We start from the raw sequence: 26,862 nt of genomic DNA, 5'->3' as shown, positions 1-26,862 counted from the left end.
GGAGATGCAATCATGCGGCCGATCGGTGATGTCTACGGCCTGCCGACCTGGAATGCCTGGCAGTCCGAGCCGCACATCGACGACCTGAGCCACACCAAGCATCCGTCGGGATCACACGAACTCCTCGAGCCGATGCCGACGATCACGTCCTACTTTCAGCTCTCCGAGATCGTCGCCTTCCTCGCCGTCATGAACAAGAATCTGACGCTGCTCTTCCGTGGTCAGATGTCGGACAGGCCGCTTCTCCCCACGCTCCATCGGCCGAGCCGGCCGGGCAATGCCGGGTCCGAACTCGACCCGACCGCGCGCTGGAATCAGCTCGGCGCCAGGGAGAGCGACGTCATGACGGCTCTCCAGAAGATCGGACTGCCCCGGTATCGCCACATTCAAGATCCTGGCATCCGCTACGCCCGCTGGGCGGTCATCCAGCACTACGAGGTCTGGCCCACGCCGATGCTCGACTTCAGCACGTCGTTGAGGGTGGCTGCGTCCTTCGCTTTCGGCCCAGGCAGGTCGGATCGCGGATTCCTCTACGTGACCGGCACCAGGGAGCTTCGAAGCAATCTCATGCCGCTCCGCGACGTGGAAGGTGACAAGCCCGAGAGGGCCGACGGCGTCCTGACCATCCGACTTAACTCGGTGTGCCCGCCCGGCGCGAGCCGTGCGCATATTCAAGAGGGTGCGCTGATGTGCCTCTATCCCTTCACTGGCGAGTCGTCACAGCTCACTGATGGATTAAACGACTTCACCACCCGCGTGATCGCGAGGTTCGAGTTACGCGACTGGGGGAACTTCTGGTCACCACCCGACTTCGGCTGTCTCACCGAACGAGTCCTCCTCCGGACCGATCGCCTGTCCTTCGAGCTGGCGGAAGCTGCACGATCCGATCAGGCCGACGGCGGGGGCCCGTCGTCGGAGGCCTGATCGAACGCGCGGTCCCAGGCCTGCAGCTCCTTGCGGCGGCCGATGAGGCCGTCGAGCGACACCTGGAAGTGCAGGCCGCGCCGGGCGTTGACCTGCTTGATGTTCTCGACGAGCTCGTCGGAGACGCCCTGGAGCGCCCCCTCGACCTCGCGGACGCGGTCGTCGGGGTCGTCCCACAGGTGCGGGTGCGTGAGGATGTCGAGCAGGTAGTCGCGATTGAGGGCCGCAGTGAGCTTGCGCAGCTTGTCGTCGTACTCGACCGAGGCGACGTAGACCTGGTCGTCGGCGCTGCGCTTGTCGAGGCGCGCGAACAACTCGTCGACATTGTCGGCGAGCACGGAGATCTCCTGCGCCGTGCGCGCCGCCGTCTCGTGCCCGGATGCCCCGACCGCCGCGTATTCGCCGACGAGGCCGCGCAGCACGGCGACCTGGCCCTCGACGCCCTCGGGGAGCGCCTGACTCTCGTCGCGGGCCCGGCGCCGACGGACCACCGCGACGACGGCGATCCCCGCGGCGAGCAACGCCGCGACGGCCAGGGCGAGTCCGACGATGAGCCCGCCGTCGACGCCGCCGCCGCTCGTCTCGGCGGGCGTCGCGGCGATGACCTGCTGGACTGTCTGGGTCAGGGCGTCATCGACCGAGGTGGGGTTGGCACGCTCGGCCTCGTTCGCGATGCCCAGCGCCTGCCCCTTGTCGAGGGCGCTCGAGCCGGCGGCGACGTCGTTCCCGACGGCCACGACGATCGTGTCGTATTTGCCGTCCATCCGGTCGTAGAGCGCCTTCACCATCGCGCTCGCGTCGGCCTCGGTCGAGGCGATCTCCGGAAGCACGGCGATGCCGATGGAGGCATCCCCGATCTCCGAGCTCAGCTCGCCGGCGAGCTGAGCTCCATCGGCGACGCCCTGATCGACGTAGACGTTGCTGGTCGCCAGAGCGTCGGCGGCGTCGGTGATGAAAGGTCCGCCCGCGCCGGCAGCCGAGGCGCCCGCGAGCGCCCCGGTCACCAGCAGCGCGGCGAGGAACGGTGGAACGTGCATCGTCCTCCCGCCGACTAGAAGTTGTTGATCACCGAGGCGAAGACGAGGTCAATCTTCGCGGGGTCCGACGCGTCGAACCACTGGCCGCCCGTCGCCTCGGCAATGCGCTGCAGCGCCGACGTGTCGGCTCCTTCACCGTACGCGATCGGGAAGATGCGCACGGGAGCCGCGTCGCCTCCTTCGCGTGAGGCCTTGCCGATCTTCGTGATGAGCGAGTCGAGCGACATCTCGGAGTCGGTGTCCTGGCCGTCGGACAGCACGACGATCGCGTTGATGCGACCGGGTTCCGCGCGCTGGCGCATCTCGTCGTAGGCCGCCGCGATGGCGTCGTAGAGCGGTGTGCCCTGGCGGTTGGAGAACCGGAGGTCGTCGAGCGACGACTGGAGGCTCTCGAGGTCGGACCCGAGGGGCGAGGGCTCACGGAGCACCGCGACGTTGCCGCCCGGTCCCGAGCCGAGGCCCGTCGTGAACGCCCATACGCCGACGTCGTCGGTGCGGCGGAAGTGCCCGAGCGTCGTCTGCGCGCCCTCGATCGCCCCGTCGAGCTTCGAGCGGCCGTCGCCGATCGGGTCGTCCATCGAGCCCGAGATGTCGATGACCTCGAGCACCGACGACGGCTTGCGGATCTGCGTCCACTGGTCGATCGCGGCCGAGACGACGTCGACAGAGGGCTTCGGAAGCGTCACGGTGGGCTGCGCGGGATCGACCCCGTACTTCTCGGTGAAGAGCTTGCCGAGCGGCACCGACTCGTCGAGCGGGCGGAAGCCGTAGTCGGGCAGGATCTTCTGCGCCGCCTCGGTCTGCAGGAAGGCCATGAAGGCGAGGCCCGCCTCGCGCTGCTCGTCGGTCACCCAGTCGGCGCCGAGCACCGTGATGGGGTTGTCCGACCACATCGACCCGCCCTTGGGGTAGATCGCGACGAGCTTCTCCTTCGGGGGCTTGAGCTCTTCGCCCGGCTGCACCGTGTGCGAGTCGGGATTGCCCTGGTTGTAGTTGAGGAGCGACGTCTCTTCGATCGCGATCGCCGAGACGTAGCCCGAGCCGCTCGAACCGCCCTGCGTCTGGTCGTAGAGACGCTTGAGCACCTTGCCGGTGGTGTCGCCGTAGTGGATGACGCACTCCTCGAACAGGCGCGAGAAGTCGGCCGCGGCCGCGACGTCGTCGGCGGTGAGGTCGGAAGTCTTTCCGGAGGCCTCGTACGACTGCATGAGGATCGTCGAGAGCCCCGTCGTCGAGGTGTTGGGGTTGGTCTTGGAGATCTTGAACGCGCCCCACAGCGACTTGCCGACGCTCCCCCAGCCGGCAGGGTCGGCGCAGAGGTTCGCGATGTCGGAGATGCCGATCTGCTTCGACGGCCACCCCAGCGCCTTCGCCATCGTCTCGGGCACGCCGAAGACGACGGGCGTGTGCGTGAACGACTCGGGCTCGCCGACGAGGGCAGGGGATGCCGCGGCCGCGACCCGGTCGGTCCACACGGTCGACGCGGGCGACCAGAGCGTCGGCCAGCGGCGCGTGTTCTCGTCGGGCCAGTCCTGCCCGCTCGTGAGGTAGCGCGTCGCGTCACCCGACGAGACGTTGATCGGGTGCACCGTCGCGCAGGTCTTGAGCGCCTTGTGCTGCGGCGACTCCTTGAAGGCGTCGGCGAGCGCGTCGAGCATGTTGACCTTCTCCGACGACGTCGCCACGACGAGATTCGTGCAGCCGTCGTCGGCGAAGTCGCCGCCGTCGTCGCCCTGCTGCTGCGAGTCGGAGCCGAAGCATCCCGTCAGCACGGTCAGAGCCGCGACGGCGAGCATCGAGACGCCGATCAACCGCGCGGAGCGGCCACGTCGTCGGGCGGGCGAGGACTGATCTGAACCGGCGGGGGTGCGCCGTGGGCCGGCGGTCATGGGGCAAGCATAAAGCGCGCGATACACCGCCGCATCGTCGGCTGTGGAGGGCGGCGGGTCAGCGCACGAACGGGATCGAGAGGGGGTAGGTGTACCACTGGCCCGAGCCCGCCTTCACCGCCGCGATGATCGGGAACACGATCGCGAGGATGCCGGCGGCGATGAGGATCGGGATGCCGATGAGCACGACCGAGAGGATGCCGCCGACGATGTAGGCGATGAGCAGCGTGAGCTGGAAGTTCAGCGCGGTGGCGGTGTGGGAGCGCACGAACGGCCCGCGGTCCCGCAGGACGAGATAGCCGATGAGCGCAGGGAAGAAGCTGAAGAAGATGCCGCCGAGGTTGACGAGCACGGCCCACATCTTCTCGTCGGACGGGTTCATGGGGGCGGGCGAGCCGCCGTACGGGCGGGGGTCGGGGTAGGTCACGGCACCAGAGTAGGCGGCGGGCGGCGGAAGCACCCGGGGGTCAGCCCGACACTTCTCGTCGGGTTGGTCAGATGCGGCGCAGGCTGTCGGGGCCGAGCTCGGCGATCGCGGTGCGACCCGACAGCCCGAGCGTGATGTCGAGTTCGGCGACGACGTTGCGCACGACCTCGCGCACGCCTTCCTCGCCGGCGATCGCGAGCCCGTACGCGTAGGGACGTCCGATGGCGACGGCCGTCGCGCCGAGGGCGAGCGCGATGACGGCGTCCGCTCCCCCGCGCACTCCGGAATCGAAGACGACCGGCACGCGTCCGCCGACGCGCGCGACGACGTCGGGCAGAGCGTCGAGCGTCGGCACCGACCGGTCGATCTGACGACCGCCGTGGTTCGAGACCCATACGCCGTCGACGCCCGCGTCGAGCGCGCGCGACGCGTCGTCGGGATGCACGATGCCCTTGAGGATGATCGGCAGTCTCGTCCAGTCGCGGGCCTTCGCGAGGTCGCCCCACGTGAGCGCAGGCGTCGAGAAGACATCGAGGAACGTCTCGACGGCGGCGCGGGGCAGCGGCGAGCGCATGCTCGCGCGCAGGCCTTCGCCCGTGAGCGCGGCGCCCTTGCGCGCGATCGAGACACCGGCGGCGACGGTCTTCGGAGTGAGCCTGACCCTGTCGCCGGGCCCGGCGTCCTTCGGGCCGCCGGCGCGCTCGCGCACGAGCTGCTGGAACACCGGATCGCTCGTGTACTGCGCGATGCCGAGGCCGCGCGTGAACGGGAGGTAGGCGAGGTCGAGGTCGCGCGTGCGCCAGCCGAGCAGGTGCGTGTCGAGCGTCACGACGATCGCTTCGCACCCGGATGCCTCGGCCCGCCGCAGCAGCGACGCGTTGAGCTCGTCGGACGCCGACCAGTACAGCTGGAACAGCCGCGGCGCGTCGGGCGCGGCATCCCTGACCTCCTCCATGGGGAAGGATGCCTGGTTGCTCAGCGTGTACGGAATGCCGAGGGATGCAGCGGCCCGGGCGACCGCGAGGTCGGCGTCGGCGTGGGCCATCTCCATGACCCCGAGCGGCGCGAGCAGGAGCGGAGTGGGCCGACGCCGGCCGAGGAAGTCGATCGAGAGGTCGCGCGTCGAGACGTCGCGGAGCGGCCGCGGCCAGACCTGCCAGTGCTCGAACGCGGCGCGGTTGGCGACCATCGTGCGCTCGGCGCCGGCGCCGCCCGCGATGTAGGCGAAGGCCTCGGCGCTCAGCGCCCTGCGCGCGGCTCGTTCGAGTCCTGCGAGGTCCACCGGCACGCGGGGCTTCGCGCCGCTGATGCCGGCCCGGTAGATCTCCGACTGCGTGCGGCGGGAGATCCCCCGCGCGGCGGCGGGGTCGTTCGGAGCGACGATGCTCATCGGGCCAGCCTAGGGGTGCGACCGCGTCAGGATCCGAACCCGCACCACTGCCCGACCCAGGTCAGGATCGCGCCGCGCATGTCTTCGCTCGCGGCGAGCTCGATCTGGCCTGGGGCGCCGTCGACCTCGACGTCGAGGGTGAAGACGGTGCCGCGCTTGTCCTCCTGGACCGCGTGCGGGTCGCAGCGCAGCGGCTCGATCGGCACGTGCACCTCGACCGTGTCGGAGTCGCCCTCGGCGATCGCGAGGTCGAGCGGGTACGTCTCGACGTCGTCGCCCGCGAAGGTGAGGAGGTTGGTCGCGTGCATCGCGACGAGGGACGCGGATGCCTCGCCGGTGGGCACGACGGTGAGCGTGAGGTCGGCCGGCTCTCCCGCGGGCGAGGGCGTGAACGACGACAGCGACACGTCCGCCGCCGCGGCGACCGCCGCCGCGCGGCACTCCCGCTCGTGCAGCGGGGCGATGACGCTGAGTTCGTCCGGCAACGGGCGACCGAACGCCATCCCCTCGCCGAAGGAGGGGACCTCGAGCCACACCGAGGTCTGCCCCTCGCTGACATCGCAGTCCATCGCCGGCAGCTGGACGCGGATGTCGACGGTTCCACCCGCCGGGATCGTCGAGACGCGGCCGGCGTTCACGCGGGTCGCGACGCCGTCGAATCGGTCGTCCCTCACCTCCACGTCCCCGACCTGAACCGGCACGTCGCCGTCATTCGTGACCCGCACCTCGGCCTGACGAGCCGCCACATCGGAACGGAGCTGGACGAACTCGGCGCTGATCACAGCGAGCCTCGGGTCGAGATCGGGGTCCCCGACCGGTGCCGTGCAGGCGGCGAGCACGAGGACTCCGCACAGTGCGGCGGCGCTCAGCAGGCCGCGGTGCATCAGGCCCTCACGACGACACGGTCGACCGTGAAGTCGTCGAGGGCGACCGGGTCGATCTCGACGCCGAGCCCCGGGCCGGTCGGCACGCGCACGTGGCCGTCTTCGAGCACGGCGGGCTCGGTCACGATGTCGCGGTGATAGAAGCGGCTCGAGGCCGACACGTCGCCGGGCAGGGTGAACCCGGGAAGCGCGGCGAGAGCCGCGTTCGCGGCGCGGCCGATGCCGGTCTCGAGCATGCCTCCGCACCAGACCGGGATGCCGGCATCCCGGCACAGATCGTGGATGCGCACGGCCTCGAGGTATCCGCCGACGCGTCCGGCCTTGATGTTGACGACGGATGCCGCGCCCAGCGCGAGCGCGTCGGTCGCGGCCTTGAGCGACACGATCGACTCGTCGAGGCACACCGGCGTCGAAAGGCGCCGCGCGAGGGTCGCGTGGTCGACGATGTCGTCCTCCTGCAGCGGCTGCTCGATGAGGAGGAGGTCGAACCGGTCGAGCTCGGCGAGAGTGTCGACGTCGGCGAGCGTATAGGCCGAGTTCGCGTCGACCTGCAGCGGGATGGCGCCGAAGGCGTCGCGCACCGCGGCCGTGTCGGCCACGTCGCGGCCGGGTCTGATCTTGATCTTGATGCGCACGTAGCCCTCGTCGAGGTATCCGCGGATCGTCTCGACCAGGGAATCCGGGTCGCGCTGGATGCCGACGCTGACCCCGCTCGGCACCCGGTCGCGCACGGCGCCGAGGTATTCGCCGAGCGGGCGTCCGGCGGCGCGGAGCGCCGCGTCGAGCACCGCGAGCTCGAGCCCCGCCTTGGCCATGCGGTGGCCGACGAACGGCTCGAGGATGCTTCTGATCTCGTCGGGCGCGACCGTGCGGCGCTCGAGGAGGGCGGGCGCGAGGAAGCGGGTCGCGACGTCCCACGCCCCCTGCGTGTACTCGCTCGAGTACAGCGGCGACGCCTGCGTGACCACCTCGCCCCAGCCCTCGCCGTCGGCCGTCAGCGCGCGGACGACGATCACCTCCCGCACGGTCTCGGTTCCGAACGAGGTCGTGAAGGGAGCGACGAGCGGCAGGTGCAGCACGCGCAGCTCGAAGCCTTCCAGGACGACGGCGGCCGCGGGCCGGGCGATGGGCATGCGCTCAGGCTACGCCCGGGGTCACTCAGTTCAGGGTCTGGGTGCCCTCCGGGACGCCGCCGCCGGCGTGCACGTCGCGCACGAGGTTCTGGAGGGCGGTCAGCGCGACGCGCTGCGACCACGGGCCGTACGATACGCGCGCGACGCCGAGAGCCTCGAGGGTCTCGAGGGGCAGCGAACCCGGCACGGCGATGACCGAAAGCTTGCGCGGCCCGAAGGCGTCGACGAGCGTCCTCACCTGCGCCTCGTCGAGGCGGCCCGGCACGAACACCACGGGCGCGCCGGCGGCGAGGTAGGCCTGACCACGGGTCACGGCATCCTCGAGGTTCTCCTCCGGAGTGCGATCCCGGCCGCGGACGAACGCATCGGTCCGCGCGTTGAGCACGAAGCGGATGCCCTCCGCCTCGCCCGCCGAGAGCGCGGACTCGACGCCGCGGACAGCGTCGTCGATGGGCTTCAGCTGGTCCTCGATGTTGGCGCCGACGACGCCGACGCCGATCGCGCGGCGGATCGTCTCGCCCACGTCGCCGTAGCCCGCCTCGAGATCGGCCGACACCGGGAGGTCTGTGGTCTGCACGATGCGGTCGATGGCCTCGAGGTGCAGATCGAGCGGGATGTGCTCGCCGTCGTCGTAGCCGAAGCTCGCCGCGATCGAGTGGCTCGCCGTCGCGAGGGCGGTCGTGCCGGACTCGGAGGCCACGACCCGCGCCGAGACGGGATCCCACACGTTCACGACGGTGAGGAGAGTGGGGTCTTCGTGCAGCGCCAGCAGGCGATCGGCCTTCTCGTGGAGTGTCATGCTCCGAGTCAACCGGGTGGCGCCCCGGGCGTCACGCCTCTTGACGTCGCGTGACGATGCCGCACCCGAACGAGTGGACCGCTCACCCGAAGGGCGTCGTCGTCGTCTCGCCCCGGCGGCGCGGGCGCAGCTGCGCGGGCGGAGGCCACGCGAGCTCGAACCGCTCCACCGGCGCGTCGATGGCGCCGAAGTCGTCGGTGTGCACGACGACCCGGCCCACCTCCCCGACACGGCCCGGAGTCACCTCGACGAGCTTGACGCGCAGGGGCGCAGCATCCCCCCGCTCGAGCACCCAGACGTCGGCGAGCCACGAGAGCCCGGCAGAGTCGAGAGCCTCTTCCGCCTGGAGCCAATCGCCGGCGGCGGACGCCTCCCGCCCGAGCAGGTCGACGGCGACCCAGTCGTCACCCTGCGGTCGGATCCAGCCGAGCAGTTCGCCGTCGTCGCGGCGATGCGGGGTCCAGTCGTCGGGGAGCATCCCGCCACGCTATCGCGGCCCGATGTCACGCACGCCGCGCATCCATGTGCTGCTCGAGCCACCACGTCTCACCGCCGTCGGCGGACGACCAGCCGTCCCACGTGAAGGTGTCGCGGGTGATCCCGGAGAAGTTCCAGCGGATCGGGGTGTCGCGGTCGGGAAGGTGCTCGACGCCGTCCTGCCGGATGCCGTCGTCGCCGTGCGGTCGCGCGATGAGCGTGCCGAAGTTCGCGTGCAGCGTGCCGAACCAGTTGACGCGCCACGCCCCGATGCGGGGGTCGAACGCACGCACCGTCGTGCCGGCGACGACCGGCTCGTCGCCGCGGTCGCTGCCGAGGATGACGTCCTGCACGGCGCGGCCGCCCGCGATCCAGGAGAAGACCCACGTGCGCGCGCTGGTGGTCCACTCGTCATCGGGCGAGGAGCGGTAGCGGTTCTCGACGCGCCATTCGCCGACAAGCCGGCCGAACAGATCGAGCTCGGCGGCGAGGGTGGGTTCGGGAGCATCGGCGACGAGGCCGGACACGAAGTCGCTCATGGGCAGACGGTACGACGGGGCACCGACATCCGCCGTTCGTGACATCGCCGTGACGCGACGGTGAACGCCGTCCGACCACGTCGCCGGGCGTGCGGCACGGGAGGAGATGGCGCCTCGGGAGGATTCGTCGGTCTCGGGCATCCTCCCGCTCTGTCATCTCCTCCGCGGGCGCACGCGCTAGGCGGGAACCTCGGCGAAGGCCCGCACGGGGAACGTCCCGAAGCCCTCGACGGCCGGCGGAGCTGCGGTGAACCGCGCACCGCTCGGGGGCACCGCGCCGAGATTGGTGAGGTGCTCGACGACGTGGATGCCGGCATCCAGCAGCAGCGAATGCGCGGGCCGCTCGCCGCCGGACTCGGTGTCGTCGATGTTGAGCGAGTCGATCCCGACGAGCACGGCGCCGGCCTCGATGAGGTGGCGCACACCCTCCTCGGTGAGGAACGGCGCGCCGACGCCGTATTCGGGCCGCCCGAACCAGCGATCCCAGCCCGTGTGCAGCAGCACGGCGGAGCCGCGCACGTCCCGGTCCAGCAGCGTCTCCGCGCGGATGCCGCGGCGTTCGGGTGTCCAGGCGTCCTCGAGGTGGAAGACCTCGGCGCGAAGGCCGACGAGCGTCGACAGGTCGAGGCCCGCGAGATCGGGGCCCTCCGCGTAGCGGTGGAAGGGCGAGTCGAGGTACGTGCCCGTGTTGCCGATCATGTGGATGACGTCCATCGCGAACTCCGTGCCCGGCGCGTAGCGCGCCCGCGAGTCCTCGCGCGTCAAGTGAGGGGTGATCGTCGGCGCGGGCAGCCCCGGGTAGGTCGCGAGCCCGGCGCGGATCGTGTGGCTCAGGTCGACGACACGCGCACCCGGGGCCTGTACCACGGGAACCCCGCGGCTTCCCCGGTGCGGCTCCTCGACGATGCGCAGCCCACGCAGCTCGACTTCGTCGACGAGCGCGAGGCCCAGGTGCTGCACGAGCAAGCGGCCGATCACGTCGACGTCGAGGTCGGGCGACGGCAGGTCGAGACGGAAGCCGGTGCCGGCCAGCTCGCCGCCGTTGGCGAACGAGAGCTGGAAGTCGAAGTGGGCGCGGTAGTCGGGCATGCCGGTCAGCCTAGGGGCGACGGATGCCGCGGCACGCGGCATCGTCGGAGATCGGCAGTTCGCCGGACCCACGCGGCAGGAAAGCTCCGACGATGCGGCGATCTCCTGCGTTGCGGCGCGAGGTCGGCGACGCGCGTCTGCCGGAGACCGACGATTCCGGCCGGTCTCCGGCAGACGCTGGGAGGGGTCTTCTCAGTGCAGGCCGAGAGCCTTTCCGGGCTTCCCGTCCTTGACCTTGACGATCGTGCCGGGCGCCGCGGGCTGCGACGGGTCGAGCGTGATCGTCGTGCCCGCCCACAGGGCGCCGTCGGCATCCGTCTCGAGCGCGATGACGTTCTGCAGCGGCAGGTAGTCGGATTTCTGGCCGTTCTTCTTGACGAGCGAGATCTTGCCCGCGAAGTACTCCGCGACGTAGATCTCGCCCTTCAGGCCCAGTGCGAGGTTCGTCGCGCCGAGGAATCCGCCTGCGATCTTCACGAGCTTGCCGTTGGACGGCGTGTACTTCCACAGCGCACCGCGGGCGCCGAGCACGGGGCTCTCCGGGCCGCCCGGAAGCGTCGTGATGTAGAGCGCGCCGTCGGAGCCGACCTCGACGTCGGTGGGCACCGGCTCGAACGAATATGTCACACCACCGGCGAAGCACTGCGGCGACGGCAGCCCGACCGCCGCTGCGAGCTCGGGTGTGACCGTGAGCGGCTGCGGCGGCAGGACGGCGAGCGTGCTGATGGCACCCGACGAGTCGATGCTCCAGAGCGCGTTGGCACCGGCATCCGCGACGACCCATCCGCTGCCGTATGCGGCGACGGAGTACGCGTGCGAGTCGATCTGGCCGGTGTAGTCGTACGGGAACCCGACCGCCGTGAAGGAGTCGATGACGCACTGGCTCGGTTTGTCGACGCCGTAGTGGTTGACGCTGTCGGGATTGTGCGCCGTCTCGTACGCATGGGTGTCTGCGGAGATCTTCGATCCACCCGGCCCCCAGATGTTGAGGCCGCTCGCGGTGTTCTCACCGGTCACCTCATCCGACACGGTGGTCGTGAACGCAAGCGTGCCGCCCGAGGTGGCGACCCCGGACGCGCCCGGCTGGTCTACCGCGACGGGTGCGAGCGATCCGTCGGGCTGCAGCGTGCCGACGAGCCCGATGAAGCCGTCGGCGACGTAGATGTCCGGCGCCGAGAGCGCGAGGTTGAACGGCGCGACCATCTGATCCGAGAGGACCTTCGGATCGGGTTTGCCGCCGACCCCCGCCGACGCCATCATCGGCGTGGCCAAGACGAGACCGCCGGCGAGCACGCCGGCGACGAGCGCACGTGACGAGCGCATGAGGACCTCCCCAGTATCCGCCCGCAGCGTCGCGAGCACTGCCGACCGGGCGCCGAGCTTCCCCAAGTGACGTCCGGCGACGCGCCCCTCAGCGGCGCATCACCGCTCATCCTTCAGCTTCGACGAAGGTCCGTCAACAGGTCTTCGCGAAACGGATGCTCACGGCCGGACGAACAGGTACCCGCGCTCGTCGTCGAAACCGGCGACGACGAGCCCCTCGGCGAGGTGCGCGAGGAATCCCTCGCGCACACGCAGGCGCCAGGATGCGGCATCCATCGGCGACTCGCGACGCAGGGTCTCGATGTCGTGCGGGATCTCGACCGCCCCGACCACGTCCTCGGGGTCGGGTTCGGGCGCGGCGGGCGCCGCCATCGACCACGTCACGAGGATGCGGTCGGTCTCGTCACCCCGGTTGATGCCGTCGTCCATCGCCCCGTAGCGATTGACGAAGTAGTCGGTGACGCGCGCGCCCAGCACGCGGAGATTGAAGTGCGCGTTGCGGGCGACGAGCGGATCGTACGTCCACGTGATGCGGCCGACTCCGCGCGCGAACGCCCACTCGCGCTGGTGCTGCTTGAGCAGCCGGCCGAGTCCCTGGCTCTGATGGTCGGCGAGCACGCCGGTGATGTGCGAGTGCATCGACCTCGTGTCGGGCGGCCCGAAGAAGGCCACCGAAGCACCGACGATCCGGTCGCCGTCGTAGAGTCCGACGACGTAGTTCCCGGAGTAGGCGAGCGCCGCCATGAGGTTGGGCGGCATCCCGCCGCGGTCACCGCCCCACACGTCGGCGAGCACGGCGGCGGCGGCGAAGGCGCCGTCGACGGTCTCGATCGTGCGGATCTCGATGCCCGGGGGCGTGACGACGAGAGGCTCGGCCATGGGGCCACGATACGCCCGCGCGAGCCCTCGCCCCCCGAGCCGCCGATAGCCTGGATCCGTGGCGTCGAAGGATGAGGAAGCAAGAAGAAAGCTCACCCGGATGCCGCCGCAAGGCGCGATCATCGCCGTGCTCGCGATCGCGGGGCTGGCCTCGTCGTTCATGTTCACCCTGGTCGTCCCTATCCAGTCCAAGCTCCCCGAGCTGCTGGACGCGAGTCGCGAAGACACCGCGTGGGTCGTCACGTCCACGCTGCTCGCCGCCGCCGTGCTGACGCCCATCTCGGGGCGCCTCGGCGACATGTACGGCAAGCGGCGCATCGTTCTGGTGCTCATGGCCGTCATGGTGGTGGGCTCGGTCATCGCGGCGCTGTCGCCCGGCATCATCGGCATCATCGTGGGGCGCACGCTGCAGGGCGCGATCGTCGGCGTCGTGCCGCTCGGCATCTCGATCCTGCGCGACGTGCTGCACGAGAACCGCGTCGACACCGCGATCGCCCTCATCAGCGCGACGCTCGGCGTCGGGGGCGCGCTGGGCCTGCCGATCAGCGCGTACATCACCGAGACCGCCGACTGGCACGTGCTCTTCTGGGTCGCGGCAGGGCTCGGCGTCGTCGTCTTCGGCCTCGTGCTGTGGATCGTGCCCGTGAGCGTGCTGCGCACGGCCGGCCGATTCGACTACGTCGGCGCCGCGGGGCTCACGGTCGGCCTGCTCGGCATCCTCCTCGCGATCTCGCGCGGCAACGAATGGGGATGGACGTCGGCTCCGACCCTCGTGCTCGGTTTCGGCGGACTCGTCGTGCTGCTCGTGTGGGGATGGTACGAGCTGCGCATCGCCTCGCCGCTCCTCGATCTGCGCGTCGCCGCGCGGCGGCCCGTGCTGCTGACGAACATCGCGTCGGTCGCGATGGGCTTCTCGCTGTTCGCGTCGAACGTCTCGTATCCGCAGATGCTCGAGCTGCCCGCCGTGGCCGGCGGGTTCGGGCTGTCGCTGCTCGCCGCGAGCTTCGTCGTCATGCCCGCGGGCGTCGTGATGATGGTGCTCTCACCCTTCTCGGGGCGTCTCGCCCGCACGGTCGGTCCCAAGCTCCTGCTCGTGCTCGGTGCGATCTCGCTCATCGCCGCCTACGCCTTCACGCTGCTGTTCTCGGCCGAGGTGTGGCAGCTCGTCGTGGCGAACTTCCTCATCGGCGCCGGCATCGGCTTCGGCTACGCCGCCATGCCGATGCTCATCATGCGCTCGGTGCCGCAGTCCGAGACGGGAGCGTCCAACGGCCTCAACGCCCTCTTCCGCTCGCTCGGCACGAGCACGGCGGCCGCCGTCATCGGGGCCGTGCTCGCAACCTTCGTGGTCGACGTCGGTGGGACGCCCGCCCCCACCCCGACGGCGTTCCAGCTCTCGTTCGTGCTCGGCGGCGTCGCCGCGGTGATCGCGCTCATCGTGGCGCTGTTCATCCCGCGCCGGCACGCGGCCGAGGAGCGGCATCCCTCCCTTCCGGAGTGACGCGCCGTCGGGTTCGGGACGACCCCTCGACAAGCTCGGGGACCGTGGGCCGAACAGGCCGAGGAGTGACGCGCCGTCGGGTTCGGGACGACCCCTCGACAAGCTCGGGGACCGTGGGCCGAATGGGCCGAAAGGTGACGCGCCGTCGGGTTCGGGACGACCCCTCGACAGGCTCGGGGGCCGGAGGCTCGTCGAAGAACCCCTGTTGAGGCGGGAGTGCCGCCGCTAGCCTGACCCCATGAACGACCAGGCGCGGGGGCAAGGCGGCGGGGCGGACGAAGAACCGGCACAGGTGCCGGTGGGGGCACCGGACGGTGCGGCAGCGGCGAGCATGGCATCGGTGGATGCGACCGGCATGATCGCGGCGGACGCTTCGACAGGCTCAGCGACCGTTTCAACGGACGCCGGCACGACCGGCAAGGGCGACATGGACACCCGGTTCTTCGGGCAGCCGTGGCCGCTGTGGCACATCTTCGGCGTGGAGATGTGGGAGCGGTTCAGCTTCTACGGCATGCAGGGCATCCTGCTCCTCTACATGTACTACTCCGTCGAGCAGGGCGGGCTCGGCATCGACCAGGCGACCGCGACGGGCATCGTCGGGGCGTACGGCGGCACGGTCTACCTGTGCACGATCCTGGGCGCGTGGCTCGCCGACCGGCTCTTCGGCTCGGAGCGCGTGCTGTTCTGGAGCGCCTTCGTCATCATGGCCGGCCATATCGCGCTCGCGGTGCTGCCGAACGTGTGGGGCCTCGGCGTCGGCCTCATCCTCGTCGCCGTCGGATCGGGCGGCCTCAAGGCCAACGCCACCGCCGTCGTCGGCACGCTGTACCGGGCCGGCGACACAAGGCGCGACGCGGGCTTCTCGCTGTTCTACCTCGGCATCAACCTCGGCGCGTTCCTCGGCCCGCTCGTGACGGGCTTCCTGCAGACGAACTACGGCTTCCACTGGGGGTTCGGCGCCGCTGCCGTCGGCATGGCCATCGGCCTCATCCAGTACTCGTTCGGCCGCAAGGAGCTGCCGAAGTCGGCGAGCGTGGTCGCCAACCCGCTCCCCCGCAACCGCTACGGCGCCGTCATCGGCATCGCTCTCGCGGGCATCGCCGTCATCGTCGCGCTCGTGCTGCTCGGGGTCATCCGCGCCGACAACCTGGCCGGCGTCGTCATCATCGTGACGCTCGTCGCCGCGATCGCCTACTTCTTCGTCATCATCTCGTCGCGGCAGATCTCGTCGGACGACCGATCGAGGGTCACCGGGTTCATCCCGCTGTTCATCGTCAACGTCGGCTTCTGGTCCCTGTACCAGCAGCAGTTCACGGTGCTCACGATCTACTCCGACGAGCGGCTGAACCGGAACATCCTGGGATGGGAGATGCCCGTCTCCTGGATCAACTCGATCAACCCTGTCTTCGTCATCATCCTGTCCGGCGTCTTCGCCGCGATCTGGACGAAGCTCGGCCCGCGCCAGCCGTCGGCGCCCGTCAAGTTCGCCCTCGGCGCGATCATCATGGGCATCGCGTTCCTGCTGTTCCTGCCGTGGGCCAACGGGGCGCCGAACTCGACTCCGCTCCTCGCGATCGTCGGCATCCTCCTCGTCTTCACGATCGCCGAGATGTTCATCTCGCCTCCCGGCCTGTCGGTCACCACGAAGCTCGCGCCCGAGCGGTTCCACACGCAGATGGTCGCGCTCTACTTCCTCTCGGTCGCGCTCGGCACGTCGATCGCCGGATGGCTCGCCCAGTTCTACGACCCGAAGAACGAGGTGCCGTACTTCACGATCCTCGGCTTCATCGCGATCGGCCTCGGCGTCGCGCTGTGGTTATCGGTCAAGCCCGTGCTCGCGCTCATGCGCGGCGTGCGGTAGCGGCCGTTCCGCCGCGATGCCTGATATCGCGATGCCGACGTTCTGCGCGGCCTCTTGTCGGTCCTAGCGTGGGGGCGTCCCGTCCGACGACGAAGGAGTCCCGTGCGCGAGGAGACGTTCCGCGAGTACATCCGCAGGTTCAACGCCGAGGACGACACCGCCTTCGACGACTACGTCGCGCCCGACATGCACATGAAGAACGGCACGCTCGAGTTCACCGGCGTCGACGGCATGAAGGATCACTACCGCAACAAGATCTGGCCGCACTTCGTCGAGCGCCTCACCGTGCCGCGGTTCCTCGCCGACGAGGGTCGCCTCGCGATCCAGATGAACACGCTCTTCACGGCGAAGCACAATGCTCCGGACACGCTCTTCGGCCCCGTGCGTGCGGGCGAGACGTTCGAGTTCGACGGCATCATCATGTACGAGCTGGACGACACCGACCGGTTCGCCGACATCCTCGTCGCCTACAACTCGTTCGTGCACACCGACCTCGCGGGCACGCGCCGGGATCTCGGCATCCCGCACTGACGAAAGTCGCCACGAGGGGTCAGGCGTCCTCGTCGGCGAAGTCGTCATCGAGCGGATCCGCGCCGAACTCCACGAGCTCGGCCGCGCGCCTGAGCTGCTGCACCAGCCATTGCAGCGCGGGGTCGTCGGATTTCGAGGGATGCCAGTGCGCGGCCTCGACGAGCACCGCGGGCGCGATGGGGGTGCGGGCGATGACGAGGCCGAGCGTGTCCGCGTAGCGGTTCGCGGTGCGCTCGGGCACCCACCCGACCCACGGGGTGCCGGCGACCGCGAACGGCACCGGCATGAAACCCTGCACCGTGACCGCCGTGCGCGGAACGATCTCGGCAGCGCTGAGCATGTCGTCGACGTGGGTCGAGACGTGCGGTCCGAACACGGATCGCACGTAGCGGAGGCGCCGCAGCGCGTCGAGCGACAGCGCACCGTCTTCGAGCGCCGGGTTGCCGGCATCCACGATGCAGACGTACCGGTCGGAGAACAGCGACGCTCGCTTGCCCGGCACCCCGCGACCCGCCCCGGCGATGGTGACGTCGCGCCGCAGAAGGTCGATGGGCGACACCATGTCCGTGACGGGGAGGCCGTCGAACTCGACCCTGGTGTGCGGCGCCTCGCGCTGGAGCACCGAGAGGAGCGGGCTCGTGATCTCGGCGAGCACGTAGTCCGACGCCGACACGAGAAATGTGCGCGTGCTCGTCGCGGGATCGAAGGTCGGCAGGATGTCGAACGTGCGGTGCACCGACGTCATGCACTCGGCGACGACCGGGATGAGCGCCTCCGCGCGCGGCGTCAGCACGAAGCCGCGCCCCTCGCGCTCGAGGAGCGGGTCGTCGAACAGCTCGCGCAGACGGGTGAGCGCGCCGCTCACCGCGGGCTGCGTCATCCCGACCTGCTCGCCGGCGCGCGTGAGGTTGCGCTCCGCGAGCAGCGCGTCGAGCACGACGACGAGGTTGAGGTCGAGCTTCCGGACGTCGGACACGGCGCTCATCATATGCGCGCCGCCTACGACTACCCCCGCCTCTTGCTGCGGCCGAGGTAGGTCGACAGCGCGACCGCGGCGAGCAGCGCGATGCCGTTGAACACATTCGACGCCCAGCCGCTCGCCCCCGACAGGGCGAGGCCGCTCACCGACACCGACACGAAGATCGCGCCGATGATCGTGCCCCACACGTTGAAGAAGCCGGGACGGATCGTGGTCGCGCCGAGGAACACGGCGGCCAGCGCCGGGAAGAGGATCGTGCCGCCGTCGGAGGCCGTGGCGCTGCCGACGCGGGCGAGCTGCAGGACGCCGGCGCCTCCGGCGATGAAGCCGGCGACGACGAAGCTCCACCACACGTTCTTCGACACGGGGAGGCCGACGAGCTTGGCCGCCGTCGCGTTGGAGCCGATGGCATAGAGCGAACGGCCGAACGGCGTGTGCGTGAAGAAGTACCAGGCGACGAGCGCGACGAGGAGGGTGATGTAGAAGACCACCGGGATGCCGATGAACCGCATCGAGCCGAATTTGATGATCGCGGGGTCGATGCCGGTCACGAACGTGCGGCCTCCCGTGAACCACGACATGAGGCCCGCGAGGAGCATCGACATGCCGAGCGTCGTCACGAACGGGCTCATGTGCAGCTTCGTCACGAAGTAGCCGTTGATCACGCCGACGATCGTGCCGAGCGCCATGGCGATCACGATGGAGAGCCAGAGCGGAAACCCGTAGAGCGACATGAGGCCCGCCGTGACGACCTGCGTCATGGCGGCGTTCGCGCCCAGCGAGAAGTCGAAGTAGCCGCAGACGAGCGGGAACAGCGCCGCGATCGCGACGAGCGCCACGACGGCCTGGCTGCCGAGGATGACGTTGAGGTTGTTGATCGTGGGGAACGACTGCGACGACGGCGGGTAGAAGCAGAAGAACGCGTAGACGAGGATCGTCAGGAGCGGGAGCGCGTAGTTCTCCAGGAGCCGCAGCGGCCGGGGGGTGCGCTTGATCGGGATGCTGACGGTCGCCGTCGTCTGCGGTGTCTTGGTGTCGGTCATGAGGTCTGCTCCGGGGAGGCTTCGGGTGTGGTCTTCTCGCGCAGGACGAGGCTCGTGAGCCCGTCGACGTCGAGGGTGCCGGCGGCCACCTCGTCGGTGACGCGGCCGCGGCTGAGCACGAGGGTGCGGTCGCACAGGGCGTGGATCTCGGCGAGATCGCTGGAGGCCACCACGACGGCGCAGCCGTCGGCGGCGGCACGGCGGATGCTGTCGTAGATGTCGGCGCGGCTCATGACGTCGACGCCCTGCGTCGGCTCGTCGAGCAGCAGCACGGTCGGGGTGCGCTGCATCCAGCGCGCGAGCACGACCTTCTGCTGGTTGCCGCCCGACATCGAGGAGTACGGGGCCTCGGGCCCGGCGACTTTGACGCCATACGCGGAGATCAGCTTCTCCGCCGTCGCGCGTTCGCGCGAGCGGGGCATGAATCCGCGGATCCAGTTCTCGGAGAGGGTCGCCAGGGCGAGGTTCTCGGTGACGGTCTGGTCCATGAAGGATGCCTCGTGCACGCGGTCCTCCGGCACGAGCGCCACGCCGGCATCCATCGCGGCACCGACGTCGGCGGGCGCGTAGGCCTCGCCGTGGAGCGTCATGGACCCGCTGTCGGGGGCATGCTCGCCGAAGATCATCTTCAGCACGCTCGAGCGGCCCGAGCCGACGAGGCCCGTGAATCCGAGGATCTCGCCTCGGTGAACGGTGAAGTCGATGCCGCGCACGGGGCCTCCGCGCAGCTTCGAGGCCGAGAGGACGGGCGTCCGTTCACCGTGAGCGACGTCGCCCGTCGGCCGCAGGGCCTTGACGGAGCGCCCCGCCATGATCTCGATGAGCTGGTCCTCGGTCGGCGACTCCCCCACGAGGGCGCCGGCGACGCGCCCGTCGCGGTAGATGGTGAAGTCGTGCGCCACGGCGAGGACCTCGCGCAGGCGGTGGCTCACGATGAGGATCGTCTGGCCCTGGTCGGCCCGGCGGCGAACGCGTTCGAGCAGCAACTCGGACTCGTGCGCGGCGAGGCGGGCGGTGGGCTCGTCGAGCACGAGGAACAGCTGCTGATCGGCATCCTGATCCTGCAGGGCCCGGGCGATCGCGACCATCGTCTGGTCGGACGGGCGGAGGGTGCGGATGGGCGCGCGCGGGTCGACGTCGAGCTCGTAGTCGGCGAGGAGCGTCTCCACGCGTCGTCGCAGGCCGCGCCAGTCGATGCCCGGACCGCGCCGGGGATAGCCCGAGTCGAGGGCGAAGTTCTCCTCGATCGACAGGTCGTCGAACAGGCCCAGGTCCTGGTGCACGAAGCGCAGGCCCGCCTGCTGCGCGGTCGCGGGGCTGTAGCCGTTCAGGTCGAACGAGCGGCCGAAGATCTCGAGCTCTCCCGCGTCGGCCGGGTAGACGCCCGCGAGGATCTTGATGGTCGTCGACTTGCCCGAGCCGTTCCCGCCGAGGAGCGCGTGCACGGTGCCGCGTCGCACGCGCAGCGAGGCGTCGTTGAGCGCCCGGGTGCCGGCGAAGTCCTTGTCGAGGTGCCGCACGTCGAGTGCGAGATCGGAGGCCGACGCGCCGGGAGCGGCAGAGGTGACCCCTGCCGCTCCCGGGTTCGTCGTCGCGTCGGTCACTTGCCCCACGATGTCAGGAACGCGGATTTCCAGTCGATGGCACCGTTGTACGCGCCGGAGTCCGGCATGTTGTTGTCGGCGTCGACCGCCTGGATCGTCTGACCGATATAGGCCGGGTCCTTGCCGTCGAGCACGCGGATCGCGGTGTCGATGGAGCCCCAGGCCTCCCAGTCCTGCGCGTCGCCGATGGTCGCCGTGATGCCGGGTGTGCCCGAGCGGATCATGTCGAGCGCGGCCTCCGAGCCGAAGTTGCCCACGACCACGAGCTTGTCGGCGAGGCCGGCCTGGTTGATCGCCGCGGCGAGGCCGTTGACGAGGTAGCCGTCGGTCGGGACGATCAGGGCATTCGCGTCGGGGTTGGCCAGCAGCGCGGAGGTCACCTTCTGGATGTACGAGCCGTCGGCGGTCTCGGGGTCGGTGACGTCGACCTGTGCGAGCACCTCGCCGCCGCCGAGCTTCTTCAGCTCGTCGGAGAACGAGTCGGTGATCAGCTGGCCCCACGGCTGCGAGGTCATGTTGATGACGACGGCCTTCGGGTCGCCGTTCGTCTTGCCGAAGACGTAGTCCGCCTGCAGCGTGCCGAACGCGCCGAAGATGCCGTACGGGGTGGGCTGGTCGTCGGCCGGAAGCCAGAGGCGCTCGGAGTCCCAGACCTTCGGGCTGCAGTCGTCCTGGCCGCCTCCGCCGACGATAGTGACGCCGGCCGCCTTGGCCTCCTGGAACGCGGCCGCGGCCCCGCTGCAGCTGATGCCGATCGGCACGAGAACCGTGGCACCGGCTGCGGTGGCCTGACGGATCGCGGTCGCGAAGCCCTCGGGGCTGAGCTTGCCGTCGACGATCTCGCCGGTCCAGCCGGCCGCCTTCGCCGCGTCGACCATGGCCGCCGCCGGAGCGTGGCAGGTCGGGTTCGACTCGCCGCACGACATGACGTAGAACTTCTGGTCGGCTTTGGGCGTCACCGAGGTGAGGTCGGAGAGGTCCGAGCCGAAACCTGTGAACGCCTTGTCGAGCGCCGCCTGCGCGTCGGCGCTGAGCGCTGCGGACTCGGAGGGCGACGACGACGGCTCGTCGCCGGAGGAACATGCGCTCATGGTGAGTGCGAGCGCTGCGACGGCGGCGACCATCGCGAAACTGCGAGATGTTCTCACTGACACTCCTGCTGTGTGTCTGGAGGGAGGATGCCGGGGCGTCCTCGCCTCGCTTCGGGTCTGGCGGCTTTGCCAGCACAGTCATCACACCAGCGGGCGCTCAGTACGGGAATGCCGCCACGGTGATGCCTTGCATCGAGAGCGGCTATACGCCGCTGCGCACTAGACGCGGCTCTCGCCGCCGTCGACGAGAAGGGTCTGACCCGTGATGAACGCCGCATCGTCGGAGACCAGGAACGCGACGGCTGCGGCGACGTCGTCGGGCTCGCCCGTGCGGGGGATCGCCTGCCGGCTGCGCACGAGCGCGAAGTGCTCCTCGGGGATGTCGCGGCGCGCCTTCTCGGTCGCGGTGAGCCCGGGAGCGACGGCGTTGACGGTGATCCCGTCGCGCCCCAGTTCGACCGAGAGCCCGCGCACGAGCCCCGTCAGGGCGCCCTTCGTCGCGATGTAATGCGCCATCCCGGGCGGCGGCGTGAAGTAGCTCGACGAAGTGATGACGACGACGCGGCCGTCGCCGGCATCCCGCAGATCGGGAAGCGTCGCCCGCAGCACGTGAAAGGCTCCGTCGACGTTGACGGCGAACGACCGGTGCCAGTCCGCCGGATCGAGCTCGGCGAACGGCGCGACCCGCTGGTGGGCGGCGCAGTGCACGACGACGCGGACAGTGCCCCGCTCGACGCGGATCGTCGCGACGGCGGCGGTGACGGCATCCTGGTCCGCGAGATCGCACGGGAGGTCGAGGATGCCGGGGCGCTCCGCCTGCGGCGCGACGACGTCGAGGCTGGCCACCGCGTACCCGTCGTCGCGAAGTCGGGCGGCGATCGCCGCGCCGATGCCGCGTGCCGCGCCGGTGACGACGGCGACGCCGGGTTCAGTCCGAGGCAAGCGTTCCTCCGTCGATGACGATGTTCTGACCGCTCACGAACGCGCCCGCGGGCGAAGCGAGCCAGACGACGGCTCCGGCGACCTCGGCGGGCGTGCCGAACCGTCCGAGCGGCGTCTTGGCGAGTCGCGCGCGTGCGGCGTCGGGGTCGCCGGTGATGGGCGTCGCGAACTCGGTCGCGATGACACCCGGCGAGAGCGCGTTGGCGCGGATGCCGCGGGGACCCCACTGCACCGCGATGTTGCGAGCGAGCTGCGCGTTGGCGGCCTTCGTGATGCCGTATCCGCCGATGGCACGATTGCCGCGGAGTCCCGACAGGCTCGACATCACGAGGAAGAGGCCGCCTCCGCCCTCGGCCATCGGGGGCAGCGCCGCGTCGGCGAGCCGCAGCACGGAAGCCACGTGCAGATCGAACATGATCTCGAGCCGGTCGAGGGCCTCGGGCGAGCCCGGGTCCTCTCCGGGGACGTCGAGGGCGGCGCCCGCGTTCGCGAACACCGTGTCGAGGCGTCCCCAGCGCTCGAGAGCAGCATCGACGAGCGATTCCGGGACCGTCGGGTCGGTGAGGTCGCACTCGACGCCTGCCGCCTCGAGCCCCCGCGCCTGGAGGGTGGCCGCGACGCCCGGCGCGTCGCCCAGGCCCGCGAGCAGGACCCGCGCGCCGGCCGCCGCGAGCGCCCCGGCGCAGGCGAGGCCGATTCCGCTCGTGCCGCCCGTGACGATCGCCGCCTGCCCTGCGAGGGAGAACAGGCGCTCGGGCGACAGCAACTCGACAGGCTCGGGGACCGTCATGCCCGAGCCTCCTCGCGTTGCCAGTGGTTGACGTTGATCGTGTCGGGGTCGGCGGCGAGATGGCGGTGGAAGCGGCCCTCGGGATCGCGCGCCGCGATGATCTCCTGCAGCTTCGACCAGTTGTCGGGCGCCATGAACCTGAGCTGACGGTTCGTCATGTCGGAGTCGCCGAGATACTGCCCGGCCGTGACCGGCTCGGCGTGCGCGAACACCTCATCGACCCACGCACGGTTGCGGGCGTACTCCGCCGGGTCCTCGTACACCGTGTACGCGGCGACGTACGCGTCGGTGTGCAGGGAGAAGGCCATGTCCTCCAGCTCGCGGCGCGGCGCGTTGCTCATCCAGATCGCGAAGCCGTGCGCGGTCGGATTGGTCGTGAAGAGGGGCCGGATGCCGTCGACCATTGCCGCGACACCCGCCGGCGTGTTCTCGCCGTCGATCCAGGCGTTGTCGCAGATGTACTGCCAGTGCTCGGGGTTGTTGCGCAGCTGCTCCTCGCGCTGCTGCGCGAGCGTCGAGGGCGCGGCATCCTGAACGAACACCGCGCGGTCGAGTGCGGGCGACGTGTTGAACGCGGCGAGCGAGTCGCGGGCGTGCGCCTCGTCGTCGCCGAACGCGAGACCCGTCACGAGGAAGAGCCGACGCTCTCCCCCGTCGGGCACGGGGACCGGCATCGACACGGCGACGATCTCGACGTTGTCGGGCACCCGGTGGTGCGTGTCGTAGAGCCACGTCATGACCTCGGTGAAGTCGTCGAGCTCGTAGCCGTGCACCGTGTGGGCGAGCGCGCCGAACAGCGGCCGCGTTGCGAGGTGGAAGCGCACGACGATGCCGGGGAAGGCCGGACCCGCCCCGCGCGCCGCCCAGTAGAGGTCGCTGTTGTGGTGCGCATCGGCGCGCACGAGCTCGCCGTCGGCCGTCACGACGTCTACCGCGACGACCGACTCCGCCGCCCAGCCCCAGCCGCGCTGGTTCCAGCCCTGGCCGCCCTGCAGCAGGAAGCCGCCGATCCCCACCGTCGGGCAGTGGCCGCCGTGGAAGAACCGGCCGCGCTCCTCGAGGTAGGGCGAGAGCACCTCACCGCCCTTCGTCGCGGGGCCGGCGCTCACGACGTGCGAGTCCTCGTCGTAGGCAAGGTCGGTGAGGGCCCTGAGGTCGATCAGCAGTCCTCCGTCGCGCACGCTCCAGGCGGCCCAGGAATGGCCGCCCGATCGGACGGCGACCGTCCAGCCCTTCGCGGCCGCGAGCCGCACCCCGCGCTGCACGTCCTCGACGCTCTCCGCGACGAGCACGGCGTCGGGTTGGCGGCCGGGCCGGCGGCCGTTGAAGACGCGGCCGACGCGCGCGTCCTCCCAGTCGGCGTCGCCGGGCAGCACGATGCGGCCGTCGAAGGCGGAGGCATCCAGGTCAGAGGTCATCGTCGAGCTCCTCGGGTCGGGTGTGAGGCGGGATTCAGCCGAGCGTCGTGCTGCCGCCGTCGACCACGAGGTTGACGCCCGTGATCCACGAGGCCTCGTCCGACGCGAGGAACACGGCCGCGTTCACGACGTCGGCCGGCTGGCCGATGCGACCGAGCGGGATGCGGTCCCACGTCGCGCGCATGGCGGGCGGCGGGGCTTCGACGAGGAAGCTCGTCGCGGGCGTCTGGATGAAGCCGGGCGAGATGCAGACGGCGCGGATGCCGTGCGGGCCGCCTTCGACGGCGAGCTGCTGAGTCAGGTTGATGACGCCCGCCTTCGCGGCGCCGTGGGCGTTCTGGGGCATGAACTCGACACCGCGGGTGCCCGCGATCGATCCGATGTTGACGATGACCCCGCCGCGCTCCTTCAGGTGCTTCCACGCGGCCCGCACCGCGTAGAAGACGATGTTCAGCTCCATGTCGATCGCGAAGTCCCAGTCCTCGACGCTGATCTCGTCGATCGCGCCGAACCGCTGGATCGAGGCGTTGTTGTAGAGGATGTCGACACCGCCGTAGACGCCGGCTGCCTCGTCGATCCACGCCTCGACCGCATCGGCGTCGCCCGCGTCCACGGGCGAATGACCGGTGATCTCGCCGCCGTCGGATCGCACGAGGCGCACCGTCTCGTCGAGCCCGTCACCGTTCAGATCGCAGCCCACCACCTTCGCACCCTCGGCGGCGAAGCGGCGGGCCGCCTCCCGGCCCATCCCGCCGCCGATGCCGGTGATGAGCGCGACCTTGTCCTCGAGCCGTCCCATGCTCACACGGTAGGACCGGCCACTGCCTCGTGGAACGACGTGCCCGGGATACCAGCTATCGCGCATCGTGGGCGCCACAGGTGCGGGCGCTACCATGCCGTGCATGGCAGGCGACGGTTACGACCTCAATCTGCTCGTGCCGCTGCGGGCGCTGCTCGAAGAGGCGAACGTCACCCGAGCGGGCCAGCGCGTGCAGATGGGCCAGTCCTCGATGAGCTCGGCGCTCTCGCGGCTGCGTCTCGTCTTCAACGACGAGCTGCTCGTGCGCGTCGGCCGCGACTACGAGCTGACGCCCCTCGCACGCCTCCTGCTGCCGCAGGTGCAGGAGACGCTCCCCCTCATCGAGCGGGTGCTCGCGGGCGAGCGCGCGTTCGATCCCCTCTCGTCCCGCCGGAGCTTCACGCTCATGATGACCGACTACGGCGCGATGCGCCTGCGCGGACCCATCGCAGCGGTCCTCGAGCAGGCGCCCGAGATGGAGGTCGACGTGGTGCCCCTCCCCGAACGGCCGATGGAGAGCGAGCGCGACCTCATCACGCACGACTTCGTCATCACCGTCGCCGGCATCGGCATCGAGGGGCAGAGCCACGACCTGATCCTCGACGAATACGTCTGCCTCATCGATCCGGGCAACCCCGCGCTGGTCGACGGCACGCTGTCGTTCGATGCGTTCGTCGCCCTGCCGCAAGCGGTCGCGCAGTTCGGCCGGCTGCACTTCACGCCTGCCGATCGGCGTCTTCGCGAACTCGGAGTGGACCGCAGCGAGCCCCGTGTGACGACGGCGAGCTTCCTTCCGCTCCCGTCGATCGTGGCAGGCACCGATCTCGTCGCGGTCGTGCCGCGGGTGCTCGCCGAGCGGCTCGGCCCGGTCAACGGGGTCATCGGCGTCGAGGCGCCCTTCGGGCGGGTCCCGATCGACCTCAAGCTGTGGTGGCACGAGAGCCATGACGGCGACCCGTCGCACGTGTGGTTCCGAGACCGCCTCATCGAGGCCGTGGAGGCCGCGGCCCTCCGATAGGTGTCATCGACGGATCCGCGTTCCGGGCGCGGACCTGTCGCCATACCGTCGGGGCAGCAGCGACGTGGCTGCAGGCGGACAAGACGGCAGGAGTGTCGATGGCGGTCACATCGGTCCTGGTGAGCAGCGCGAGCTGCAGCGGCTGCGAGGCGGCGATCGCCCTCGCCCGGCTCGGGGTCGAGGTCACTCTCCTCGAGCGCGCTTCGGCGTGGCCCGACGACGAGGCCGAGCCCACGATGCGCGATCTCGGCATCGAGCCGCGGCTCGGCACGGAACTCGTCGGCTTCGTGCCCGTCGACCGGCACGTGGAGGCGGAGCTGTCCGACGGGCGGATAGAGAACTACGACGTCGTCGTGGTCGCCGGTGACGCGTCGCCCGTGGCCGAGCGCCGCGCCTGGCGTGTCATCGCGAGCGGCGCGGCGAGCGGATCGGATGCCGTCGCCGCCGTCAACGCCGTGCTCGCGACGCTCGCAGACCAGCGCTGAGGCCGGACCG

26 protein-coding genes are annotated in these 26,862 nt (G+C 70.3%); 6 read left to right on the top strand and 20 right to left on the bottom strand.

Annotated elements, in window-relative coordinates:
- Positions 1-12: 12 nt before the first annotated feature.
- Positions 13-924, top strand: a complete 912-nt coding sequence (locus ACH3VR_RS12815) for an FRG domain-containing protein (protein ID WP_397556697.1) — start codon at positions 13-15, stop codon at positions 922-924.
- Here ACH3VR_RS12815 and ACH3VR_RS12810 read toward each other — a convergent pair.
- The 12 genes from ACH3VR_RS12810 to ACH3VR_RS12755 form a co-directional block, all read right to left on the bottom strand.
- Entirely contained in the window at positions 888-1,961 is a 1,074-nt protein-coding gene (locus ACH3VR_RS12810; protein ID WP_397556696.1) for a hypothetical protein, read from the bottom strand. The two genes, ACH3VR_RS12815 and ACH3VR_RS12810, sit on opposite strands and share 37 nt — an antisense overlap.
- 14 nt (positions 1,962-1,975) lie before the next feature.
- Positions 1,976-3,850, bottom strand: coding sequence for a substrate-binding and vWA domain-containing protein (locus tag ACH3VR_RS12805; protein WP_397556695.1), 1,875 nt, complete (start codon positions 3,848-3,850; stop codon positions 1,976-1,978).
- A gap of 58 nt (positions 3,851-3,908) precedes the next feature.
- A complete protein-coding gene (locus ACH3VR_RS12800; RefSeq protein WP_397556694.1) occupies positions 3,909-4,277 on the bottom strand; it encodes a DUF4870 domain-containing protein in 369 nt (122 codons plus the stop codon).
- 67 nt (positions 4,278-4,344) lie between these two features.
- On the bottom strand, positions 4,345-5,667 hold the full coding sequence (locus ACH3VR_RS12795) for an alpha-hydroxy-acid oxidizing protein (protein WP_397556693.1): 1,323 nt from the start codon (positions 5,665-5,667) through the stop codon (positions 4,345-4,347).
- 26 nt (positions 5,668-5,693) lie between these two features.
- The gene (locus tag ACH3VR_RS12790; protein ID WP_397556692.1) at positions 5,694-6,551 is read right to left on the bottom strand and encodes a hypothetical protein; all 858 of its coding nucleotides are present in this window, start codon (positions 6,549-6,551) and stop codon (positions 5,694-5,696) included.
- Positions 6,551-7,684, bottom strand: coding sequence for an o-succinylbenzoate synthase (gene menC / locus ACH3VR_RS12785; RefSeq protein WP_397556691.1), 1,134 nt, complete (start codon positions 7,682-7,684; stop codon positions 6,551-6,553). The genes ACH3VR_RS12790 and menC overlap by 1 nt, the downstream gene beginning before the upstream one ends.
- Before the next feature lie 25 nt (positions 7,685-7,709).
- Positions 7,710-8,483 carry an isocitrate lyase/PEP mutase family protein gene (locus tag ACH3VR_RS12780; RefSeq protein ID WP_397556690.1) on the bottom strand — a complete coding sequence of 258 codons (774 nt, stop codon included), beginning with the start codon at positions 8,481-8,483 and terminating at the stop codon, positions 7,710-7,712.
- Between the two features lie 82 nt (positions 8,484-8,565).
- Positions 8,566-8,961 carry a hypothetical protein gene (locus ACH3VR_RS12775; RefSeq protein WP_397556689.1) on the bottom strand — a complete coding sequence of 132 codons (396 nt, stop codon included), beginning with the start codon at positions 8,959-8,961 and terminating at the stop codon, positions 8,566-8,568.
- A 25-nt stretch (positions 8,962-8,986) separates the two neighbouring features.
- Positions 8,987-9,499 (bottom strand): hypothetical protein, encoded by a 513-nt coding sequence (locus ACH3VR_RS12770; protein WP_397556688.1) that lies wholly within the window; start codon positions 9,497-9,499, stop codon positions 8,987-8,989.
- Positions 9,500-9,676: 177 nt separating this feature from the next.
- The gene (locus ACH3VR_RS12765) at positions 9,677-10,588 is read right to left on the bottom strand and encodes a cyclase family protein (RefSeq protein ID WP_397556687.1); all 912 of its coding nucleotides are present in this window, start codon (positions 10,586-10,588) and stop codon (positions 9,677-9,679) included.
- Between the two features lie 192 nt (positions 10,589-10,780).
- Positions 10,781-11,911, bottom strand: a complete 1,131-nt coding sequence (locus tag ACH3VR_RS12760; protein ID WP_397556686.1) for a ScyD/ScyE family protein — start codon at positions 11,909-11,911, stop codon at positions 10,781-10,783.
- A 159-nt stretch (positions 11,912-12,070) separates the two neighbouring features.
- Positions 12,071-12,790 (bottom strand): GNAT family N-acetyltransferase, encoded by a 720-nt coding sequence (locus ACH3VR_RS12755; protein ID WP_397556685.1) that lies wholly within the window; start codon positions 12,788-12,790, stop codon positions 12,071-12,073.
- A 100-nt stretch (positions 12,791-12,890) separates the two neighbouring features.
- On the opposite strand from ACH3VR_RS12755, the gene ACH3VR_RS12750 reads away from it, so the two are divergent.
- From ACH3VR_RS12750 to ACH3VR_RS12740, 3 genes are all read left to right on the top strand, one after another.
- Positions 12,891-14,291, top strand: coding sequence for an MFS transporter (locus tag ACH3VR_RS12750; RefSeq protein ID WP_397556983.1), 1,401 nt, complete (start codon positions 12,891-12,893; stop codon positions 14,289-14,291).
- Between the two features lie 427 nt (positions 14,292-14,718).
- Positions 14,719-16,152: a peptide MFS transporter gene (locus tag ACH3VR_RS12745; RefSeq protein WP_397556982.1), complete on the top strand. Its 1,434-nt coding sequence runs from the start codon at positions 14,719-14,721 to the stop codon at positions 16,150-16,152.
- 102 nt (positions 16,153-16,254) lie between these two features.
- On the top strand, positions 16,255-16,683 hold the full coding sequence (locus ACH3VR_RS12740) for a nuclear transport factor 2 family protein (RefSeq protein WP_397556684.1): 429 nt from the start codon (positions 16,255-16,257) through the stop codon (positions 16,681-16,683).
- 19 nt (positions 16,684-16,702) lie between these two features.
- On the opposite strand, the gene ACH3VR_RS12735 is transcribed toward ACH3VR_RS12740, so the two are convergent.
- The 8 genes from ACH3VR_RS12735 to ACH3VR_RS12700 all read right to left on the bottom strand — a co-directional run bounded on the left by ACH3VR_RS12735 (position 16,703) and on the right by ACH3VR_RS12700 (position 25,349).
- A complete protein-coding gene (locus ACH3VR_RS12735) occupies positions 16,703-17,659 on the bottom strand; it encodes a LysR family transcriptional regulator (RefSeq protein WP_397556683.1) in 957 nt (318 codons plus the stop codon).
- 29 nt (positions 17,660-17,688) lie between these two features.
- Complete coding sequence (locus ACH3VR_RS12730) at positions 17,689-18,705, bottom strand: ABC transporter permease (protein ID WP_397556682.1); 1,017 nt, start codon at positions 18,703-18,705, stop codon at positions 17,689-17,691.
- A complete protein-coding gene (locus ACH3VR_RS12725) occupies positions 18,702-20,309 on the bottom strand; it encodes a sugar ABC transporter ATP-binding protein (protein ID WP_397556681.1) in 1,608 nt (535 codons plus the stop codon). The genes ACH3VR_RS12730 and ACH3VR_RS12725 overlap by 4 nt, the downstream gene beginning before the upstream one ends.
- Positions 20,306-21,457, bottom strand: coding sequence for a sugar ABC transporter substrate-binding protein (locus ACH3VR_RS12720; RefSeq protein WP_397556680.1), 1,152 nt, complete (start codon positions 21,455-21,457; stop codon positions 20,306-20,308). The genes ACH3VR_RS12725 and ACH3VR_RS12720 overlap by 4 nt, the downstream gene beginning before the upstream one ends.
- Before the next feature lie 162 nt (positions 21,458-21,619).
- Positions 21,620-22,342 (bottom strand): SDR family NAD(P)-dependent oxidoreductase, encoded by a 723-nt coding sequence (locus ACH3VR_RS12715; RefSeq protein WP_397556679.1) that lies wholly within the window; start codon positions 22,340-22,342, stop codon positions 21,620-21,622.
- Positions 22,329-23,132, bottom strand: a complete 804-nt coding sequence (locus ACH3VR_RS12710; RefSeq protein WP_397556678.1) for an SDR family NAD(P)-dependent oxidoreductase — start codon at positions 23,130-23,132, stop codon at positions 22,329-22,331. The genes ACH3VR_RS12715 and ACH3VR_RS12710 overlap by 14 nt, the downstream gene beginning before the upstream one ends.
- The gene (locus ACH3VR_RS12705; RefSeq protein WP_397556677.1) at positions 23,129-24,550 is read right to left on the bottom strand and encodes an FAD-binding oxidoreductase; all 1,422 of its coding nucleotides are present in this window, start codon (positions 24,548-24,550) and stop codon (positions 23,129-23,131) included. Before ACH3VR_RS12705 ends, ACH3VR_RS12710 begins: the two co-directional genes overlap by 4 nt.
- Positions 24,551-24,584: 34 nt before the next feature.
- A complete protein-coding gene (locus ACH3VR_RS12700; protein WP_397556676.1) occupies positions 24,585-25,349 on the bottom strand; it encodes an SDR family NAD(P)-dependent oxidoreductase in 765 nt (254 codons plus the stop codon).
- A 103-nt stretch (positions 25,350-25,452) separates the two neighbouring features.
- Here ACH3VR_RS12700 and ACH3VR_RS12695 point away from each other — a divergent pair, with 103 nt between their 5' ends.
- Both ACH3VR_RS12695 and ACH3VR_RS12690 read left to right on the top strand, forming a co-directional pair.
- Positions 25,453-26,367 (top strand): LysR family transcriptional regulator, encoded by a 915-nt coding sequence (locus ACH3VR_RS12695; RefSeq protein WP_397556675.1) that lies wholly within the window; start codon positions 25,453-25,455, stop codon positions 26,365-26,367.
- The gene (locus ACH3VR_RS12690; protein WP_397556674.1) at positions 26,316-26,852 is read left to right on the top strand and encodes an FAD-dependent oxidoreductase; all 537 of its coding nucleotides are present in this window, start codon (positions 26,316-26,318) and stop codon (positions 26,850-26,852) included. Before ACH3VR_RS12695 ends, ACH3VR_RS12690 begins: the two co-directional genes overlap by 52 nt.
- Positions 26,853-26,862 lie beyond the last annotated feature (10 nt).

The sequence above is a fragment of the Microbacterium alkaliflavum genome (genome assembly GCF_044325405.1).
Taxonomy (GTDB): domain Bacteria; phylum Actinomycetota; class Actinomycetes; order Actinomycetales; family Microbacteriaceae; genus Microbacterium; species Microbacterium alkaliflavum.
This window is presented reverse-complemented; position numbering and strand designations above follow the sequence as displayed.

Coding starts and splice junctions, on each gene's coding strand:
- ACH3VR_RS12705 (WP_397556677.1), bottom strand. CDS start 24,550: ATGACCTCTGACCTGGATGCCTCCGCCTTCGACGGCCGCATCGTGCTG.
- ACH3VR_RS12755 (WP_397556685.1), bottom strand. CDS start 12,790: ATGGCCGAGCCTCTCGTCGTCACGCCCCCGGGCATCGAGATCCGCACG.
- ACH3VR_RS12775 (WP_397556689.1), bottom strand. CDS start 8,961: ATGCTCCCCGACGACTGGACCCCGCATCGCCGCGACGACGGCGAACTG.
- ACH3VR_RS12790 (WP_397556692.1), bottom strand. CDS start 6,551: ATGCACCGCGGCCTGCTGAGCGCCGCCGCACTGTGCGGAGTCCTCGTG.
- ACH3VR_RS12745 (WP_397556982.1), top strand. CDS start 14,719: ATGGACACCCGGTTCTTCGGGCAGCCGTGGCCGCTGTGGCACATCTTC.
- ACH3VR_RS12770 (WP_397556688.1), bottom strand. CDS start 9,499: ATGAGCGACTTCGTGTCCGGCCTCGTCGCCGATGCTCCCGAACCCACC.
- ACH3VR_RS12805 (WP_397556695.1), bottom strand. CDS start 3,850: ATGACCGCCGGCCCACGGCGCACCCCCGCCGGTTCAGATCAGTCCTCG.
- ACH3VR_RS12730 (WP_397556682.1), bottom strand. CDS start 18,705: ATGACCGACACCAAGACACCGCAGACGACGGCGACCGTCAGCATCCCG.
- ACH3VR_RS12810 (WP_397556696.1), bottom strand. CDS start 1,961: ATGCACGTTCCACCGTTCCTCGCCGCGCTGCTGGTGACCGGGGCGCTC.
- ACH3VR_RS12780 (WP_397556690.1), bottom strand. CDS start 8,483: ATGACACTCCACGAGAAGGCCGATCGCCTGCTGGCGCTGCACGAAGAC.
- ACH3VR_RS12795 (WP_397556693.1), bottom strand. CDS start 5,667: ATGAGCATCGTCGCTCCGAACGACCCCGCCGCCGCGCGGGGGATCTCC.
- ACH3VR_RS12700 (WP_397556676.1), bottom strand. CDS start 25,349: ATGGGACGGCTCGAGGACAAGGTCGCGCTCATCACCGGCATCGGCGGC.
- ACH3VR_RS12815 (WP_397556697.1), top strand. CDS start 13: ATGCGGCCGATCGGTGATGTCTACGGCCTGCCGACCTGGAATGCCTGG.
- ACH3VR_RS12765 (WP_397556687.1), bottom strand. CDS start 10,588: ATGCCCGACTACCGCGCCCACTTCGACTTCCAGCTCTCGTTCGCCAAC.
- menC (WP_397556691.1), bottom strand. CDS start 7,684: ATGCCCATCGCCCGGCCCGCGGCCGCCGTCGTCCTGGAAGGCTTCGAG.
- ACH3VR_RS12750 (WP_397556983.1), top strand. CDS start 12,891: ATGCCGCCGCAAGGCGCGATCATCGCCGTGCTCGCGATCGCGGGGCTG.
- ACH3VR_RS12695 (WP_397556675.1), top strand. CDS start 25,453: ATGGCAGGCGACGGTTACGACCTCAATCTGCTCGTGCCGCTGCGGGCG.
- ACH3VR_RS12710 (WP_397556678.1), bottom strand. CDS start 23,132: ATGACGGTCCCCGAGCCTGTCGAGTTGCTGTCGCCCGAGCGCCTGTTC.
- ACH3VR_RS12760 (WP_397556686.1), bottom strand. CDS start 11,911: ATGCGCTCGTCACGTGCGCTCGTCGCCGGCGTGCTCGCCGGCGGTCTC.